Annotated in this window: 12 protein-coding genes and 1 pseudogene; 9 read left to right on the plus strand and 4 right to left on the minus strand. The window is 66.4% G+C overall.

From position 1 onward, the window contains the following. Positions 1-121: 121 nt before the first annotated feature. Positions 122-2,212 (plus strand): annotated as a pseudogene (locus AC1VXC_RS10915) (DUF3418 domain-containing protein); the annotation flags it as partial. 11 nt (positions 2,213-2,223) lie between these two features. Here the strand turns inward: AC1VXC_RS10915 and AC1VXC_RS10920 are convergent. After that, positions 2,224-2,733 carry a DUF4124 domain-containing protein gene (locus AC1VXC_RS10920; protein WP_481538615.1) on the minus strand — a complete coding sequence of 170 codons (510 nt, stop codon included), beginning with the start codon at positions 2,731-2,733 and terminating at the stop codon, positions 2,224-2,226. A 74-nt stretch (positions 2,734-2,807) separates the two neighbouring features. Beyond that, a complete protein-coding gene (locus AC1VXC_RS10925; protein WP_481538616.1) occupies positions 2,808-3,329 on the minus strand; it encodes a hypothetical protein in 522 nt (173 codons plus the stop codon). A 55-nt stretch (positions 3,330-3,384) separates the two neighbouring features. Here AC1VXC_RS10925 and AC1VXC_RS10930 point away from each other — a divergent pair, with 55 nt between their 5' ends. Together AC1VXC_RS10930 and AC1VXC_RS10935 are read left to right on the plus strand one after the other, a co-directional pair. Continuing rightward, complete coding sequence (locus AC1VXC_RS10930) at positions 3,385-5,541, plus strand: RelA/SpoT family protein (protein WP_481538617.1); 2,157 nt, start codon at positions 3,385-3,387, stop codon at positions 5,539-5,541. Positions 5,542-5,554: 13 nt separating this feature from the next. Next, positions 5,555-7,102 carry a tetratricopeptide repeat protein gene (locus tag AC1VXC_RS10935; protein ID WP_481538618.1) on the plus strand — a complete coding sequence of 516 codons (1,548 nt, stop codon included), beginning with the start codon at positions 5,555-5,557 and terminating at the stop codon, positions 7,100-7,102. Between the two features lie 165 nt (positions 7,103-7,267). Here the strand turns inward: AC1VXC_RS10935 and pdxR are convergent, their stop codons facing one another. Continuing rightward, a complete protein-coding gene (gene pdxR / locus AC1VXC_RS10940; protein ID WP_481538619.1) occupies positions 7,268-8,728 on the minus strand; it encodes a MocR-like pyridoxine biosynthesis transcription factor PdxR in 1,461 nt (486 codons plus the stop codon). Between the two features lie 138 nt (positions 8,729-8,866). Here pdxR and AC1VXC_RS10945 point away from each other — a divergent pair, with 138 nt between their 5' ends. The 5 genes from AC1VXC_RS10945 to AC1VXC_RS10965 all read left to right on the plus strand — a co-directional run bounded on the left by AC1VXC_RS10945 (position 8,867) and on the right by AC1VXC_RS10965 (position 13,391). Next, positions 8,867-10,108, plus strand: a complete 1,242-nt coding sequence (locus tag AC1VXC_RS10945) for a benzoate/H(+) symporter BenE family transporter (protein ID WP_313172874.1) — start codon at positions 8,867-8,869, stop codon at positions 10,106-10,108. After that, complete coding sequence (locus tag AC1VXC_RS10950) at positions 10,101-10,955, plus strand: YggS family pyridoxal phosphate-dependent enzyme (RefSeq protein WP_481538620.1); 855 nt, start codon at positions 10,101-10,103, stop codon at positions 10,953-10,955. The genes AC1VXC_RS10945 and AC1VXC_RS10950 overlap by 8 nt, the downstream gene beginning before the upstream one ends. Next, the gene (locus tag AC1VXC_RS10955; RefSeq protein ID WP_481538621.1) at positions 10,952-11,704 is read left to right on the plus strand and encodes a glutamine amidotransferase; all 753 of its coding nucleotides are present in this window, start codon (positions 10,952-10,954) and stop codon (positions 11,702-11,704) included. Before AC1VXC_RS10950 ends, AC1VXC_RS10955 begins: the two co-directional genes overlap by 4 nt. Continuing rightward, a complete protein-coding gene (gene glyA, locus AC1VXC_RS10960; protein ID WP_481538622.1) occupies positions 11,697-12,962 on the plus strand; it encodes a serine hydroxymethyltransferase in 1,266 nt (421 codons plus the stop codon). Before AC1VXC_RS10955 ends, glyA begins: the two co-directional genes overlap by 8 nt. 171 nt (positions 12,963-13,133) lie before the next feature. Next, the gene (locus AC1VXC_RS10965) at positions 13,134-13,391 is read left to right on the plus strand and encodes a hypothetical protein (protein ID WP_482995044.1); all 258 of its coding nucleotides are present in this window, start codon (positions 13,134-13,136) and stop codon (positions 13,389-13,391) included. Between the two features lie 37 nt (positions 13,392-13,428). On the opposite strand, the gene AC1VXC_RS10970 is transcribed toward AC1VXC_RS10965, so the two are convergent. Next, positions 13,429-15,534 carry a glycosyltransferase gene (locus tag AC1VXC_RS10970; RefSeq protein WP_481538624.1) on the minus strand — a complete coding sequence of 702 codons (2,106 nt, stop codon included), beginning with the start codon at positions 15,532-15,534 and terminating at the stop codon, positions 13,429-13,431. 96 nt (positions 15,535-15,630) lie between these two features. Here AC1VXC_RS10970 and mrcB point away from each other — a divergent pair, with 96 nt between their 5' ends. Next, positions 15,631-18,057, plus strand: a complete 2,427-nt coding sequence (mrcB, locus tag AC1VXC_RS10975; RefSeq protein ID WP_313172879.1) for a penicillin-binding protein 1B — start codon at positions 15,631-15,633, stop codon at positions 18,055-18,057. Positions 18,058-18,061: the final 4 nt, after the last annotated feature.

The following is an 18,061-nucleotide window of genomic DNA, read 5'->3' on the forward strand; positions in this document are numbered from 1 at the left end:
TTATATTCCGGTGGCTCCGGGTGGGTCTTCTCATTGGTCCTTGGGGGGGCAAAACATCGTGCGGTCCCCCCCTTCCCCCAACGCGGTTTTAAAACCCGGTTCCAATTCCGTCCCGGACAAGGTGCGTATCGCCGCCTACCAGACGCTGCACCGCGCGGTGCTGGCTGGCCTGCCGACCCAGATTGGCCACCGCACCGACAAGGGGGACTTCCAGGCGCCGCGCCAGCGTCGCTTCCACCTGTTCCCGGGCTCGGCGCTGGCCAAGCGCCCGCCGCCGTGGGTGCTCAGTGCCACGCTGTTGGATACGGCGCGCGTATGGGGCATGACCAACGCCGCCATCGAGCCGGACTGGGTGATCGCCGAGTTGCCGCATCTGCTGGCGCGCAAGCACTTCGATCCGCATTGGTCGCGGGCCCAGGGCCAGGTGCTGGCGTCGGAACAGATCAGCCTGTTCGGGCTGGTGCTGGCACCGAAAAAGCCCGTGCATTACGGCAGGATCAATCCCGGCGAAGCGCATGACATCTTCGTGCGGCAGGCACTGGTGACGGGCGAGATCAACACCCGCGCCGGCTTTGTCGCCGACAACATGAAGCTGCTGGAGCAGGCGCGCGAAGAGGAGGCCAAGCTGCGCCGTGCCGGCATCGTTGCCGATGAGGACTGGCAGGCGCGCTGGTACCTGGACCGGGTGCCTTCGCATATCCACTCGGCCAATCTGCTCGATGGCTGGTGGAAGGCACTGTCAACGGAGCAACGCCGCAGCCTGCACTGGTCATTGACCGACCTGCTGCCGGGTGAGGGGAGTGAGCAGGATCGCTACCCGAAGTATTTCCCGCTGGGCGATGCGCGCCTGGCGATGCACTACCGCTTCGAGCCGGGCAGCGAGGACGATGGCGTCACCCTTGATGTGCCCCTGCATCTGCTCAATGCATTGGACCCGGCGCGGCTGTCGTGGCTGGCGCCAGGCTTTGTCGCCGACAAGGCCTCGGCCTTGATCCGCAGCCTGCCCAAGGCGATGCGCCGCAACTACGTGCCGGCACCGGATTTCGGGCGTGCATTTGCCGAAGCCTGGCCGCAACCCTCGGCCGATGACATCCGTGGCGAGCTGGCGCGGTTCCTGTCCAAGACTACCGGCGCGACGGTGGCAGCGACGGATTTCGACCTTGATTCGCTGGACCCGCACCTGCGCATGAACCTGCGCTTGTTTGAAGTGACAACTGCCACTGCGGCACGCGGCAAAGCGGCCCAGGGTGCTGGCAAGGACGGCATGAAGCTGCTGGCGATGTCGCGTGATCTGGACGCGCTGCGTGCGCGTTTTGGCGAACGTGCCGGCAGCGCATTTGCCGCACGCGCTGGTGCCGCGCTGGCGGCCGAAGGTCTGCGCGAGTTTCCGGCCACAGCCATTCCCGAACAGGTTCCGGGTGAAGCCGGGGTGCCGGCCTATCCGGCGCTGGTGGACACGGGCGATGCGGCTGCGTTGCGCATCTTCGCCGACAGGAACGAAGCCGCACTGGTGCATCCGCAGGGCGTACGCCGTCTGTTGGAGATCGCCCTGGCCGACAAGCTCAAGCAGGCGCGCAAACAGTTGCCGGTGTCGCCCAAGACCGGCTTGTTGTACGCGGCCATCGAGTCGCAGGAGCGCCTGCGCGGTGATCTGGTGGATGCGGCGCTGAACGCCGTACTGGCGGAGGGACTGGAACTGATCCGCACACCCGAGGCGTTCCAGCAACGCTGCGCCGATGCTGGCAAGCGCCTGTTCGGCGAGGCGATGGAACGGCTCAAGCTGGCCGAAAGCATCCTCGGCCTGGTCGGTGAACTGAAGCCGCAGCTGGAGTCCCCGTTGATGGGCTGGGCGCGCGGCAACCTGGACGACATGCAGGCGCAGCTGGCGGGTCTGGTACATGCCGGTTTCCTGCGCGAGACCCCCGCCGATGCGCTGGCTCAGTTCCCGCGCTATCTGAAGGCGATGATCCTGCGCGCCGAACGGGCGAAGCGTGATCCACCGCGTGACCAGGCGCGCATGCTGGAGCTCAAGCCTTTCGTCGATGCGTTGCAGGAAGCGCGCGTGCAGGGACTGACCCAGCGTCCGCAGTGGGCGGCCCTGCGCTGGGATATCGAGGAGTTGCGGGTGTCGCTGTTCGCGCAGGAACTGGGCTTCCGTTCCGGCATCTCGGCCAAGAAGCTGGCGCAGCGGGTGGCAGCGCTGCGCAGTTGAGGGGGCTGCGTTCAGCGGGTGATGGTGGCGCCCGGGCGGTGCTGCTGGGCGCAGGCACGGCGGGCGGTGTTCATCTGCGTATGTGCACTGGCATGTTCGCGGCTGATGGCCTGGCGGAAGGTTGCCATCCGTTGCCGTAGCGCCTGGCTGCGTTGCGCATCCGTTGCCTGTGCCAGTTGCTCGTTGAGCATGCTCATCTGCTGTTGCAGCGTGCCGACACGGTCATTGGACGAGCCATAGATGGACGCGGTGGCGGTGCTGATGCAGCTGCGTTCGGCTTCCAGCGCCTCGGAGGGTGTCGCGCTGGCGGGCAGCGCCCCGGCCGGCGGGCTTGCCGTGGTGCCGCCGGATGCCGCGCCGCCTGCTGCCGCCTGCTCGCGCAGCTTCATCGGCTCGGCGCGCGCATCGCAGGGATGCTCGGAATACATGGTCTCCCCGGATTTTCCCTTGCACTTGTACACCTGCGCGGCGGCGCTGGCCGGAAGCAACAGCAAGGACAGGGTCAGGACGAGTAAGCGCATGGGGCAGCGGGCTCGGAGTATCGAAGGGGAAGACAGCGTCCCCGGCCATCCCGGCCGGGGCGGAGCGGTCGCGTTTACTTGGTGCGGCGGACCTTGGCACGGGTATTGAGCCCGTCGATCTGCAGGTACCACACGTTCATCAGGCCAGGGGTGATGCGTACCTTGGGGGCTTGCTTGCGCACACCGCTGGCGCCGGTGTCGTCGGTCTGTTCCCAGATCTGGCCATTGTCCAGGGTGTACTGGCGGCCTTTGCTGAAGCCGCGGAATTCACCTTCCAGCACCGCCTCGATCGGGTCCTTGGAACCGAAGTCATAGAAGCCGCGATTCTTGACGATCACTTCCTGGCGGCCTTCTTCGCGCGCCTGCTCCACGGCAACGCTGGCGGCCTGCGCCACCTTGCCCTGCAACCAGTTGTTGAGCGTGACCAGTTCTTCGGCGCTGAGCTTGTTCAAGCCGGCGGCATGGAATTCGGCAGCGGACATCTGTTGCTGCAGGTCCCCCTCTACCACGCGTTGCGCGCGTGCTTCGGTGAACGGGAAGGACGATAAAGCGGTGACGGCAAGCAGGACAGCAAGGCGGGGCAGCTTCATGAACATTGTTCCCAGAGAGGGTGGGCGCTAGTGTAGGGGCAACCGCCCGCAATTGAATGCTGTGAACAGTTCCCCCACCCCCGGTCTGGCCGCGCTGCTGCAGCGCGCCTCCACCCGCGCCCTGTCCGAGCCGCTGCGCGAGGCCTTGCTGGCCAGCTGGCAGCAGCCGGACACGGATGTGTCACCGCGCCTGTCCTGGCCGGTACTCGCCGATACCCTGGATTCACTGGCGCTGCTATCGGCCGATGAAAGCGTGATTGTCGCGGCGCTGTTGTTCGACCTGCCGGGCTTGCGCGCGCGCGCGGCCGAATTGCCGCTGGGCGCGGGTGCGGCAGCTGTCAGCGGGCTGCTGGATGGCCAGGAGGCCGCCGACCAGGTGTGGGCGCTGCACGCCGGCCGCGATGCCGGCCGCAACAGCGAAGGCCTGCGCCGGTTGTTGCTGTCGATCATCCACGACCTGCGGGTGGTGCCGATCCTGCTGTCCCGGCAGCTGGCCTGCATGCGCGCCGCCGACAAGTTGCCGGCCGAAGAGCGCCGTGCGCTGGCCCAGTTGACCCGCGACATCCACGCGCCGTTGGCCAACCGGCTTGGTATCTGGCAGCTGAAATGGGAACTGGAAGACCTTGCGTTTCGCTTCCTGGACCCGGAAACCTACCGTCACATCGCCCGCGAAGTCGACGAAACCCGTATCGCGCGTGAGCGCTACGTGGAAACGGTGAAGAACAAGCTGTCGGCGGCCCTGGCCGAGCAGGGTATCCGCGGCGAAGTCAGCGGCCGGCCCAAGCACATCTACAGCATCTGGCGGAAGATGCAGAAGAAGCAGCTGGCCTTCGAGCAGCTGTACGACCTGCGTGCGGTGCGGGTGATGGTGGATGATGTGGGTGCCTGCTACGCCACATTGGGTGTCGTGCATGCGTTGTGGACACCCATCCCCAGTGAATTCGACGACTACATCGCCCGGCCCAAGGCCAACGACTACCGATCACTGCATACGGCGGTGATCGGCCCGGAAGGACGCACGATCGAGGTGCAGATACGCACCCACGAGATGCATGCGCAGGCCGAGCTGGGCGTGGCTGCGCACTGGAAGTACAAGGAAGGCGGCAAGGGCGCGGAGAAGGCCTTCGACCGCAAGATCACCTGGATGCGGCAACTGCTGGAGCAGGCGCAGGATCCGGGCAGTCCGGATGACCTGGCCGGCGCGCTGGATGCCGAGCTGGTCGAAGACCGCGTCTATGCGCTCAGCCCCAAGGGCGAGGTGATGGACTTGCCGGCCGGAGCCACGCCGCTGGATTTCGCGTACCACGTGCACACCATGGTCGGTCACCGCTGCCGCGGGGCCAAGATCAATGGCCGCATCGTGCCGCTGACCTACCGCCTGCGCAGCGGCGACCGCGTCGAGATCCTCACCGGCAAGGAGGCCGATCCACGCCGCGACTGGCTGCTGCAATCCAATGGCTTCCTCGCCAGCAGCCGTTCGCGCGAGAAGGTCCGCAACTGGTTCCACAAACTCGACCGTGCCCGCAACGTGCAGGCCGGCCGCGAACTGCTGGACCGCGAGTTGAAGCGGCTGGGTCTGCAGCATTCGGACCTGATGGTGGCGGCGCGCAAATTCCACGCCGACAGCGTGGACGATCTCTACATCCAGGTAGCGCTTGGCGACACCGGCCCCAACCAGGTCAGTCGCGCCCTGCTGGAAGCGGAGAAGGCCGCATCGCAACCCGCGGCGCCCGTGCTGCCACGGCCAACCGCACGCCGTGGCAGCATCGGCAAATCCGATTTCACCGTGCAGGGCGTGGGTAACCTGCTGGTGCAGCTGGCGCGCTGCTGCCAGCCGGTGGCGGGGGAGCCGATCACCGGTTACCTGACCCGTACCCGTGGCGTCACCGTGCATCGCATGGATTGCGCCTCGCTGGCACGCCTGTCCGCCGCGCATCCGGAGCGGGTGCTGCCGGTGGAATGGGGGCGGACCGGTTCCGGTTACGAGGTGGACGTGATGGTGCGCGCGGTGGACCGGCGCTGGCTGTTGAAGGACATCACCAACCTGATCGCGCAGGAAGATGCCTATGTACTGGAGATCAACAGCGACAACCTGCGCGAGAGCGGGCGGGTGCAGCTGCGCCTGCGTTTGAAGGTCAACGACTACGGCCAACTCTCCACCCTGCTGGGCAAGCTGGATGCCTTGCCCGGCGTGGATGATGCGCGAAGGCTGGGATAGGTAAGCTTGGCGCATGGAGAACTGGCGTCAGCGCGGCCAACAGGGATTGGAGACATTCGGCGACAAGCTGCGGCTGTACGGGCGCTGGTGGGTGGCACGTGGCTGGAACAGTCCGCGTGCCTGGCGGTCGATTGCCATTGGCGTGGCGGGCTTGGCACTGGTACTGGCGCTGTTCCGACAGCCGCTGGCCGATTGGCTGTGGCCGGAAACCAAGATCCAGAAGCTGCTTGATGATGGTCGTTCGGCGCTGCGCGAAGGGCGTTTGAGTGCTGCCGACGGGCACGGTGCGCGCGAATTGTTCGAGGCGGCCGCCGCGCTGGACCCGGACCGCAGCGACATCCGCAATGCGCTGGCGCAGACCGCACAGGCCGCGCTGGCACAGGCGCGCCGGCAGTTGCAGGCCGGCGACCGCGAGGCCGCGGCGCAGAGCCTGGCGCTGGCGCGGGAACTGCAGGCCCCATCAGCGGATATCGATCTGCTTGCGGCCCAGCTGCAACAGGCAGTGCGTGGGCATGACGGGATCGAACAGCTGTTGCAGCAGGCCGAGGCAGCACAGGCGCAGGGCCGGCTGGACGATGCAGCGGACGCGGCATTGCCGTTGTACCAGCGCGTGCTGGCACTGCAGCCCGACAAGATGCAGGCACTGGAAGGACGCGATGAAGTACTGTCCGATCTGTTGACCCAGGCGACGCGGGCGGCGGATCGCGGCGACCTCGCCGCTGCCGCGGACTTGCTGCAACGCGTGGAGCGTTATGACGCCGGTCACGCCAATCTGCCAGCGGTGAAGGCGGTGATGAATGCCGCATTGGAGCAGCGACGGCAGCAGGGTGAACGCGATCTGGCGCGCGGTCGCCTGCAGCGTGCCGCCAGCGCGTTCCAACAGGTATTGGCAGCGGGCGAGGACCCGGCCGCACGCCAGGGCCTGCAGCGCATTGCCCATGCACAGGTGCAGGAAGCCGCGCGTCTGGCAGCGGATTTCCAGTTTGAGGCGGCCGATCGTGCCCTTCAGCATGCGCGCGAACTGGCACCTGACAGCGTCGAGCTGGCAGCGGCCGAGCAGGCTGTGCAACGCGCACGGCAGGCTCGGCAATCGATGGAAGTACCGGTCAGCGCCGCCGAACGCGAACGCCGCTTGAAGGCGTTGCTCAAGCAGCTGGACGAGGCCGAGGCCCGCCAACAGTGGCTGCTGCCACCGGGCAGCAGCGCCTACGACCGCTTCAAGGCGGCGCAGGCGCTGGCGCCGCAGGACCCACGGGTCAGGCGTGCGGCGGCAAGAATCCTGCCTGCCGCGCGCACCTGCCTGGACGACAACCTGCGCGGCAACCGCCTGCGCGCGGCGCGTACCTGCCTGGATGCATGGCAGGCGCTGGCGCCGACCGATCCGGCATTGGCAGCGGCGCGCCGGCGCCTGGCACAGCGTTGGATCGCGGTGGGCAGTGAGCGTCTGGGCGGCGGTGATACCGCGTTCGCCGAACAGGCGCTGGCGCAGGCGCAGCAGATCGATCCGGCCACGCCGGAGATTGCCGGTTTCAGCGAGCGCGTGCGCAACGCCTTGCGCTGAACACGGTGCGGTCGCGCGCTGGCGGCAAGGTCTCTGCAGGTCTGCGCAGGCCTGATAGCGTCGAGTCCATTCCGCGCTGGGGCGCTCCCGGCAAGATGTGCAGCGCAGCTGCGCGCTGGCGAACGGCGTGTATTGCGCCGTGTTCGCTGTCTCGCTACACGGTCTTCAGCGGGTGATCTGCCGCAACACCTGTGCGAGTTTTTTCACCGCGACCTCAAGTTCGGCTGGCGAGTGTGCGGCGAACCCCATCAGAAAGCCGGCTGTCGCGGTCGCACTGGACGCGTGCAGGGCGCTCAGCCCGAGCAGATCGATCCCGGCACGGCGCGCAGCATCGATGGCGCGCTGCTCCGGGATGTCGCGGATGAAAACGCAGGGCATCTGCATGCCGCCATCGGGTACACGCGGCTGGACGAAGTCCTTCAGGTGCCGGCGCACCAGCGCCGCCAGCACGTCGCGCCGTTCGCAATACAGCGCGCGCATGGCGCGCACATGCGCGCCGAAATGCCCGCCCTGCATGAAACGCGCCAAGGTCAGCTGCGGGATCGGTGCGCTATGCCCATCCAGCAGGGTGCGGGCAATGGTCATCGGTGCGACCAGCTCGGTCGGCAGGATCATGAAGCCGATGCGCAGGCCGGGGAACAGCGACTTGGTGAAGGTGCCGATGTAGATCGTGCGCTGGTGTGGATCCAACCCCTGCACGCAGGCCATCGGCCTGCCGGCGTAATGGAACTCGCTGTCGTAGTCGTCTTCGATGATCCAGGCCTGCTGCTGGCGGGCCCATTCGATGATCTCCAGGCGCCGCGCCAATGCCAGCGTCGCTCCGCTGGGGAACTGGTGCGAAGGGGTCAGGAACGCGGCCCTGGCCGGCTGCGTGGCCTGGTGCAGCCGTTCCACCTGCATGCCGTCGGCATCCACGGGCACGGGAATGCTGTCCAGGCCGGCCGCATCAAAGGCCTTGCGCGCGCCATGGTAGGCCGGGTCTTCAATGAAGATGCCCTCGCCGGGGTCCAGCAGCACGCTCGCGCACAGGCTCAATGCCTGCTGCGAGCTGGTCACCACCAGCACCCGCTCCGGGCTGGCGTGGGCACCGCGCTCCAGGTTGACGTAGTCGGCGATCGCTTCCCGCAACGCTGCCATGCCCTGCGGCGGACTGTGCAGCAGGGCGGCGCTGCCCCATTCCTTGAGTACCTGGCGTTGCAGCCGCTCCCAGGTCGACAAGGGGAAATTGCGGGTCTCCGGTACGCCCGGGACGAATGGCCGCGGCGCGATGAAATCGCGCACCCCGCCGTTGCGGTACATGGCCGCGCCGCGTCGACTCAGTCGCAGCGTTTGTGTTCCAGGCGCAGTGCGGCGGGAGGTGCCGCGTCCGCCCAGGCGACGTGCGCCGTCGGCGACGAAACTGCCACTGCCAACCCGGCGTTCGATGAAGCCTTCGGCGTGCAACTGGCCGTACGCCGCCTCCACGGTGTCGCGGGAGACGCCCAACGAGCCCGCCAGGGTGCGCGAGGCCGGCAGCGGCCTGCTGGCATCCAGCGCGCCATCGAGGATCAGCTGGCGCACCGCGCGCTGGATGCGCACGTGCAGGGGCAGGCTGCGCTGCGCCGGGTCGACGACCCAGGCTTTCACTGACTCAAGCTGCGCGTGCTTGAACAATTGGTCTGGCCTCTGTCGGTAAAGTGGCTGGGTATATCAGTCCATTCTACGTCTATAAAAACGGACCCGGCAGGCCCGTCGCCGGCCACCACCAGGAGTCCGAACTTCGCCATGCCGTCCGCTGCCTGCTCCCGGGCCATCCGCCCGGCTGACCTGATCCATCCCATCGTCGCGGGTCTGGTCTCGGTGATCGTCAATTACGGTGGCACCTTCATCCTGGTCTTCCAGGCGGCCAAGGTGGCCGGGCTCAGCCCCGAGCTCACCGCGTCCTGGGTGTGGTCGCTGTCCATCGGGGTCGGCGCAAGTGGCCTGCTGTTGAGCTGGTTGAGCCGCGAGCCGATCATCACCGCATGGTCCACGCCCGCAGCCGCCTTTCTGGTGACGGCGCTGGCGACCACGCCCTACAACCAGGCCATCGGCGCCTACCTGATCAGCGCCGCTGCGTTCGTGGTGCTGGGCCTGTCGGGGTGGTTCGATCGCCTGATCCGGTTGATTCCGGTCGGGGTGGCCGCGGGCCTGCTGGCCGGCATCCTGCTGCAGTTCGGTACACGGGCGTTTGCCGGGCTCGCGGTCGATCCGCTGCTGGCCACTCTGCTCATCCTCGGCTATCTGCTGCTGAAGCGTTTCAGCGCCCGCTACGCCATCGTCGGCATCCTGCTGCTGGGGCTGGCCCTGCTCTGGGGGCAGGGACGGCTGGATCTTTCGGGCGTGTCACTGCAGTTGGCCAGGCCGGTCTTCACCGTGCCCGCGTTTTCGTTCAATGCCCTGCTCAGCGTGGCGCTGCCCTTGTTCCTGATCACCCTGACCGGCCAATACATGCCGGGCATGCTGGTGCTGCGTAACGACGGCTTCCGCACCAGCGCCAATCCCATCGTGGCGGTCACCGGCCTTGGCTCCCTGCTGATGGCCCCATTCGGTTCGCATGCCTTCAACATCGCCGCGATCACCGCAGCCATCGCCACCGGCCGCGAAGCACATGAAGATCCCGCGCGGCGGTGGGTGGCGGGGGTTGCGGCGGGGCTGTGCTACATCCTGGTCGGGGTGTTCGGAGTGACCTTGGCCGCAGTGTTCATGGCGCTTCCGGCGACCTTCATTGCCACCCTGGCCGGACTGGCATTGCTGGGCACGATTGCCGCCAGCCTGGCCACCGCGCTGGCCGAACCGGCCAGCCGCGAAGCGGCGCTGATCACCTTCCTGGCAGCCGCGGCCAACATCACGCTGCTAGGCATCGGTGGCGCGTTCTGGGGATTGTTCATCGGCTTGATCGCGCACGCGCTGCTGCATGGGCGCTGGTCACGCGCCCATCTGTCATCCCGGACCGGCACTGGCGAACAGGAGCAGGCCAATGTCTGAACCCTCATCCAGTTCCCGCCTCCCTTCACTGACTCTGACCCCGACCCCGACCCCGACCCAGCACGCACGTCATGGACGCTATCCGCAGGCGACGACGGTCGAGGATTTCCGTCGCAATCTGGCCGCGGTGCGCGCACGTATGGATGCAGCGTGCGTGCGCGTGGGCAGGAACCCCGCGCAGGTCAGGCTGTTGCCGGTCAGCAAGACCAAGCCCGAGGCCAGCCTGCGCCTGGCCCATGCCGCAGGATGTCGCCTGTTCGGCGAAAACAAGGTGCAGGAGGCAGCGGGCAAATGGCAGGCAATGCAGGATCTGGAGGATATGCGCTGGTCGGTGATCGGCCATCTGCAGACCAACAAGGCCAAGCTCGTGGCCCGTTTCGCCAGTGAGTTCCAGGCGCTGGACAGTCTGCGGTTGGCCGAAGCACTGGAGCGCCGGCTGCAGCTGGAGGGGCGATCGCTGGATGTGTACGTACAGGTGAATACTTCGGGCGAAGCCAGCAAGTACGGCTTGGAACCGGACGCGGTGGCAGCCTGCCTCAAGGCGCTGGCTGCCTATCCCTGCTTGCGCGTGCGTGGCCTGATGACCCTGGCCCTGTTCTCGGCCGAGGCCGAGCATGTGCGTCGCTGCTTCGTACGCCTGCGTGAACTGCGCGATCGCCTGCGCCAGGATGCACCGGCGGGCATCACGCTGGACGAACTGTCGATGGGCATGTCCGGCGACTTCGAGATCGCGATCGAAGAAGGTGCCACGGTAGTCCGTGTCGGTCAGGCGATATTCGGCGCGCGGCCCTTGCCGGACAGCCATTACTGGCCCACCGGCGATGACAGCGGGGCATTGGCCCGATGAAGACCGCCCTTGCCATTCGCCATCTGCATTTTGAAGATCTGGGCAGCTTGCAGCCGCTGCTGCTGGAGCGTGGTTACACACTGCGCTATCTGGATGCCGGCACGGACGACCTGCGCGATGCCGCGCTGGCTGACCTGCTGGTGGTGCTGGGCGGGCCGATCGGCGCTTTCGACGAGCAGCTGCATCCCTTCCTGCTTGACGAGCTCACGCTGATCGAACGGCAACTGCAGCAGCAACGGCCACTGCTGGGCATCTGCCTGGGTGCACAGCTGATCGCCCGTGCATTGGGTGCGCGCGTAGGGGACATGGGTTTCACGGAAATAGGTTTCGCGCCACTGACCTTGAGCGCGCAAGGCCAGGCATCCGTGCTGGCCGGCCTGCAAGGAGTGCCGGTGCTGCATTGGCATGGTGATCGCTTCGAGCTGCCGGACGGAGCGATCCCCCTGGCGGGAACCGCGCTGTGTGCGAACCAGGCATTCAGCGTCGGGCGGCACGTGCTTGCATTGCAATGCCACCTGGAAGCGCAACCGCAGCAGATCGAGCGCTGGTTGATCGGACATGCCTGTGAGCTCAGCCAGTCCGGCATCGATCCGCGGCGCTTGCGCTGCCAGGCCGCTGCCGTGGCGTCGTCGTTGCCAGCGGCGGCGCAGGCGGTGTTCGCAGCCTGGCTGGACGCGCTGCCGCCAAGCCCGGGCAAGGCCAGTGATTGCAGTCAACCACCCACGTCCAGGAGCACACATCATGTATGACACGCCCATCGATCTTGCCGACTTCGATCCCGAACTGGCCAGCGCGCTGCAGGCGGAGACGCGCCGTCAGCACGATCATGTCGAACTGATTGCGTCGGAAAACTATGCCAGCCCGTTGGTGATGGCGGTCCAGAACTCGGTATTCACCAACAAGTACGCCGAGGGTTACCCCGGCAAGCGCTATTACAGTGGCTGCGAGTACGTGGATGTGGCCGAACGTCTGGCCATCGAGCGGGTCAAGCAGCTGTTCGACTGCGACTATGCCAATGTGCAGCCGCATGCCGGTGCGCAGGCCAATGCGGCGGTGTTCCTGGCCCTGGCCAAGCCGGGGGACACGGTGATGGGCATGAACCTGGCACAGGGCGGGCATCTGACCCATGGCAATCCCTCCAACTTTTCCGGCCGCCACTATCGGATCGTGCCTTATGGTCTCGACCCGCAGACCGGCTTGCTCGACTACGAGCAGATGGAGCGCATCGCGATGGAAAGCCGCCCGAAGCTGTTGATCGGGGGCTTCTCGGCGTATTCGCGGCACAAGGACTGGGCGCGCATGCGTGCCATCGCCGACAAGGTCGGCGCTGTGTTCTGGGTGGACATGGCGCATGTCGCCGGCCTGGTGGCTGCTGGCGAATACCCGGATCCGCTGCCGCACGCGCATGTTGTGACCAGTACCACGCACAAGACCCTGCGCGGGCCGCGTGGCGGCATCATCCTCAGCAGGGGACAGCCTGGGGATTTCAACAAGCGATTGGACTCGGCGGTGTTTCCGGGCATCCAGGGCGGGCCCTTGATGCATGTGATCGCGGCCAAGGCGATTGCGTTCAAGGAGGCGTTGCAGCCCGGGTTCAAGACCTACCAGCGGCAGGTGATCCGCAATGCGCGGGCGATGGCGGCGGTGCTGCAGCAGCGTGGTTACCGCATCGTTTCCGGTGGCACGGACAACCACCTGATGCTGCTTGACCTGTCCAGCAAGCCGTTCACCGGCAAGGAGGCGGACGCCGCGCTGGCCCGTGCGTGGATCACCACCAACAAGAACTCGGTGCCGAACGACCCACGCTCGCCGTTCGTGACCTCGGGTGTGCGGATCGGCACACCGGCAGTCACTACGCGCGGTTTCGGCATCGCCGAGTGCGAGCAACTGGCCGATCTGGTTGCCGATGTGTTGGATGGATTGGAGGCGGGCAGGCTTGATCGCGTGGTTGGTGAGGTGCGAGCGCAGGTGTCAGCGCTGTGTCGGCGCCATCCGGTGTATCGCTGAGAGTTGTTGCGCGGATTGGCACCGCGCAGTCGCCTGCGACTGCGCGGCCAAGGTTCATCTGCTGGGTTTGACCAGGCAGATGATGGTTTCCCGTAGTCTGTTGCGTGCCTGCTCCTCGCTGAGGTCGCCGGCCAGCGTTGCATGCGACGGCGTTTCTGAGGCAACCCCGCATTGCGCACCTCCGGGATTTCACGCCCCTGGGTCATCACGCAGTTGATGCAACTGCTGGCAATGACCCCGGCGATCTCCTTCAAGCCGGGTTTTCTGGAGGCATTGGCAGCCCTGGTGTTCCGGGTGCAGGGGCCTGGATTGGCAGGCAGCTTGAGCGAAACACTCGGTCGTCCTGACCTCACCGCAGCCACCCTCGATTCGGCCAAGATGGCTTTGTATCGGGTCTGCACCCGGCTGCAGTGGTGGGCGGGACCCTGATGCATGAAACGGGTGATGAAGGCGGTGGGGTGCAGGTTCAGGGCGAGTCGAAGAACACCCGCTGCACCGCCTGGCGTGCAGCATCCATCGAAAAGTGCCTGGCGATATTTGCCAGGCCGTTGTCGGACAGGCGTTGCCAGAGCGCTTCGTCGTCATAGAGCCGCAGCACCGCTGCGGCGAATGCCTGGCTGCCGTCGGCGACCAGCACATCCTGGCCATCGTGCAGGTGCATGCCCTCCACGCCACAGGTGGTGGCGACCACCGGTTGCCCATGGGCCATGCTCAGGTTGACCTTGCCCTTGACCCCGGCACCGAAGCGCAGCGGTGCGACTGCAACGCGCATGCCGGTCATGAACGGCACGACATCCGGTACATAGCCATGCACCTGTACGCCGGGGCTGCCGGCGGCCAGTGCATGGATGCTGTCGGGCACATCGGCGCCAATGCAGTGGAAGCGGATATCCGGGCGTTGTGCGTGGATCAATGGAAACACTTCGCCGATGAACCAGGTCATCGCGTCCAGATTCGGCGGATGGCGGAAGCCGCCGACGAAGACAAGGTCATGCCGCTGTGCCCAGCGTTGGCCCGCGCCGGCAACTTCATGCAGGTTGGAGATGAGTTCAACCCGCACCTGGGGCGCGTCGGTGGCCAGTTGTTCTTTTTCCGCCGCGCTGACCAACAAGGTCACATCGGTGGCCGCCATGACCGCCAACTCGCTGGCGCGGGTGCGTTCGGCACTGCGCAGCAGGCGTTGGTCGCGGGCCAGTTCGGCGCCGCGCCGCTCGCGCAGGTAGTGCAGGTCGACGGTATCGAACACGGTGCGTGCCTGCGGAGCGAACTGTTTCAGCAATGGCAGGCAGGCATTGGCAACGTGGTAGCGCACCAGCATGACCACCGCAAAACGCTTGCCGTTGTCGCGCAGCCAACTGCCCACGCGATCGAGGAAGGGGGCGTGCCAGACTTCCACGCCCATGGCCTGCAGGGCGCGACTGGCCGGACCGGCAGGTTCCCCGCGGGTAGGCAGGAACACCACGTGCGCACCTTCTGCCAGCAGCATGCGGATCAGGTTGAACTGACGCAGCGAGGCCGAGTCGCGGTCCGGCTGTGGCAGGCACTCATCGATGATCAGGATCTGCCGCTGGTGGCGATGCAGCAATGCAGGTGACGGCACGCTGCCGGGTGCCGGCTGTGTGGCCAGGGCGTCCCGCCAGACCTCGGCGAATACGGCTTGATTGCGGACCTGATAGGCCTTGACGCCCGTGCGGGTGTCGGTGCCATTGCTGGTGCCTTCGTCATGCACGACGCGGCTGGCGGGCTGTACCAGCACGCGGCGTCCGGCCGCGCGCACCTTGAAGGCAAGGTCGGTGTCCTCGTAGTAGGCCGGTGCATAGCGGCTGTCCAGGCCACCCAGCTCTTCGAACAACAGCCTGGGTATGGCCAACACTGCACCGGAGCAATAGTCGGCATCGCGCAGCGCGCTGTAGCGGGGATCTTCGGCCGATTCGAAGCGACCGTAGCTCCAGCAGCTGCCATCGGCAAACACCACACCACCGGATTCCTGCAGGCGACCATCCGGATACAACAGCTGGGCGCCGACCAGGCCGGCCTCGGGGACATGGCTGAAGGTGTCCAGCAGCGCATCCAGCCAGCCGGGCTGCGGGATGGTGTCGTTGTTGAGCAGCACCACGTAGTCGCCGCGGCTGAGCCGCAGACCATCGTTGCAGGCCGCGATGAAGCCGCCATTCTGCGCCCGCAGGTGGTAGCGCAACCCCTCGATCTGCTGCATCCAGGCCGACGTGCTGTCGCTGCTGCCGTCGTCGATCACCAGGATCTCGCAGCTGGCGACAGGCGGATGCGCGGCCAGGGCGCGCAGGCAGGCCAGCGTATGCGCGCACTGGTTGTAGACCGGGATGACGATGCTGGCGGCCGGGCGCTCGCTGCGCGGCACGCGGAACGGTGCAAAAGGAGCATTGTCAGGGACGTACAGCGGCTCGCGCTGGGTGGGCGGCTGGCGCCGGGTATGCACGCCCACCCGGTGCAGGGTCGCCCGCCAACCCCGGGTGCGCAGGCTGGCCAGGCCCCGGCGTATCAGGCCGACGATGCGGTTGACGGCGTAGCGCGCATCGGCCAGCGAAATCGACATTCCTTTGGAACTCCAGCTTAAGCGGGGAACTGACAGCCAACGCCCCCGGCGATGCGGCTGCGTTAGACTCATTACAAACCACATTCTCGCATCCCTGTGCCACGACGCCACGATTCCGACGAGTTCGACGACGATACCGACGGCAACAGCCCTGTGTGGCGGAGCCGCCTGATTACCTGGGGACTGGCCGCTGCCGCGTTGGGGCTGGGCTTCATGATTCCCTATACGCTGTACCTGAACAGTCAGGTCAGCCAGCGTTTTGGTGAGCTGCGTTGGCAGATCCCGACCCGCGTCTATGCGCGCCCGCTGGTGCTCAGCCCGGGGACGGCGATGAACGCCAATACCCTGAAGACCGAGTTGGCGGCGTCCGGTTACCGGGACGATGGCGCCGGCAACAGCCCCGGCACCTACAAGGTGCAGGGCGGCAGTTTCAGTATTTCCAGTCGCGGCTATGTCGACGTCGATGGCAACGTCGCCGCGCGCAAGGTGGACGTGGTCGTGTCGGGTGGACAGGTGGCCTCCCTGCGTGATGCCGGCAGCCGCAAGGCGCTGAAGGCTGCGCGGTTGGATCCGGCGCGTATCGCCACCTTGTACGGGCAGAAGCAGGAAGAGCGCCGGCTGGTGCGCGTGCGCGAAGTGCCGGAACTGCTGGTCACCGGCCTGCAGGCGGTGGAAGACAAGGATTTCGCTCGCCATCACGGTATCGACCTGAGCGGTATCGCGCGTGCGGTCTGGGTGACCATCCGCAGTGGTGGTGAGACCCGGCAGGGCGCCAGCACCCTGACCCAGCAGCTGGCCCGCAGCGGCCTGCTTGGCATCGGCAAGGAGCAGACGCTCACCCGCAAGTTCAACGAGGTGTTGTACGCGCTGATCATGGAGGCGCGCTACGACAAGGAAACCATCCTTGAGGCCTATCTCAACCAGGTCTACCTGGGCCAGCGTGGCAAGCAGGCCATCCACGGCGTCTCCTCCGGTGCCGAGTTCTGGTTCGGCCGCGACCTCAACGCGTTGAGCAGCGAGCAGATCGCGCTGCTGATCGGTCTGGTCAAGGGACCGTCGTTCTACGACCCCCGGCGCAATCCCGAGAACGCGCTGGATCGCCGCAACTTCGTGCTGGGCAAGCTGCACGAGAACAAGCTGATCGATGACGCCGAGTACCAGCGTGCCCTCAAGGCACCGCTGGGTGTGTCCAAGACCGCGGGTATTGCGGCGGCAAACCGCTTCCCGGCCTATGTCGACCTGGTCCGCCGGCAGTTGGGCAACGACTATCCCGAAAGCGTGCTGCAGGGCGCCGGTCTGAATGTCTTCACCGGCATGTCGCCCTCGGCCCAGGCCTATGCCGAGGGTGCGGTGGCACACACCATCAAGGCGCTGGAAAACAAGCGTCGCCCGGAACTGCAGACCGGCCTGGTGGTCACCGACGTCCACAACGGTGACGTGCTGGCCGTGGTCGGCAGCCGCGATGTCTCCGAGCCCGGCTTCAACCGCGCCATCGAGGCGCAACGGCCGGTGGGTTCGCTGCTCAAGCCCTTCGTCTATCTGCTGGCGCTGGCCCAGCCGGACCGCTTCTCGCTGGCCAGTTGGGTGGATGACTCGCCGGTCACGGTCAAACTCAGCCGCGGCCGCAACTGGACGCCCGGCAACGCCGACAACCGCAGCCACGGCACCGTGCGGTTGATCGATGCGCTGGCCCGCTCCTACAACCAGGCCACCGTGCGCGTCGGCATGCAGGTCGGGCCGGAACGGCTGACCCAACTGATCAATGTGCTGGCAGGCCTCAAGGCGGAGTCCAATCCGTCGGTGATCCTTGGCTCCACCGACCAGAGCCCGTATGGCATGGCCCAGCTGTACCAGTTCCTTGCCTCCGGCGGCGAAATCCAACCGTTGCATGCGGTGCGTGGTGTGGTCGATGCGCAGGGCAAGCTGCTCAAGCGTTACGACAAGAGCCCGGCACCGGCACAGGAGGGCGACTCGATCGCAGCCAACCTGATCAGTGTCGGTCTGCAGCAGGTGGTCTCCAGTGGTACTGCCTCGGGCTTGAACGCCGCAGGCCTGTCGCGGCTGCAGGCAGCCGGCAAGACCGGTACTTCCAACGACGGTCGTGACAGCTGGTACGCCGGCTATACCGGCGATCATCTGGCGGTGATCTGGATGGGCAACGACCAGAACGAGCAGACCGGCCTGTTTGGTGCTTCCGGCGCGATGCGGGTGTGGTCGGGAATCTTCCGCAACCTGCCCAGCAAAGCCCTGCATGTGAACAACAAGGGCCTGGACTGGCAGTACGTGGAAGCGGCGGGCAGCAATGCCACCGACGAATCCTGCCCGGGCGCGCGTCGCTTCCCGTTTGTGGTTGGCTATGCCCCGCAGTACGTGCCGTGTGCACTGCCGGCCGAAGTGCCGTTGGAAGAAGGCGGCGAAGGCACGCAGGAGCAGTCCGGCGGCGGCTGGCGTGGCTGGCTGGGCCTGGATCGCAAGGAACCTGAACCGGCTGCGGCCCCCGCTGCGCAGACGCCTGCGCGATAATCCA

This window comes from Stenotrophomonas sp. STEN033 (genome assembly GCF_056856655.1).

Excerpts from the sequence above, each read along its gene's own strand:
- AC1VXC_RS10970 (WP_481538624.1), bottom strand. The coding sequence starts at position 15,534 with ATGTCGATTTCGCTGGCCGATGCGCGCTACGCCGTCAACCGCATCGTC.
- AC1VXC_RS10950 (WP_481538620.1), top strand. The coding sequence starts at position 10,101 with ATGTCTGAACCCTCATCCAGTTCCCGCCTCCCTTCACTGACTCTGACC.
- AC1VXC_RS10920 (WP_481538615.1), bottom strand. The coding sequence starts at position 2,733 with ATGCGCTTACTCGTCCTGACCCTGTCCTTGCTGTTGCTTCCGGCCAGC.
- AC1VXC_RS10955 (WP_481538621.1), top strand. The coding sequence starts at position 10,952 with ATGAAGACCGCCCTTGCCATTCGCCATCTGCATTTTGAAGATCTGGGC.
- AC1VXC_RS10945 (WP_313172874.1), top strand. The coding sequence starts at position 8,867 with ATGCCGTCCGCTGCCTGCTCCCGGGCCATCCGCCCGGCTGACCTGATC.
- AC1VXC_RS10935 (WP_481538618.1), top strand. The coding sequence starts at position 5,555 with ATGGAGAACTGGCGTCAGCGCGGCCAACAGGGATTGGAGACATTCGGC.
- glyA (WP_481538622.1), top strand. The coding sequence starts at position 11,697 with ATGTATGACACGCCCATCGATCTTGCCGACTTCGATCCCGAACTGGCC.
- AC1VXC_RS10925 (WP_481538616.1), bottom strand. The coding sequence starts at position 3,329 with ATGTTCATGAAGCTGCCCCGCCTTGCTGTCCTGCTTGCCGTCACCGCT.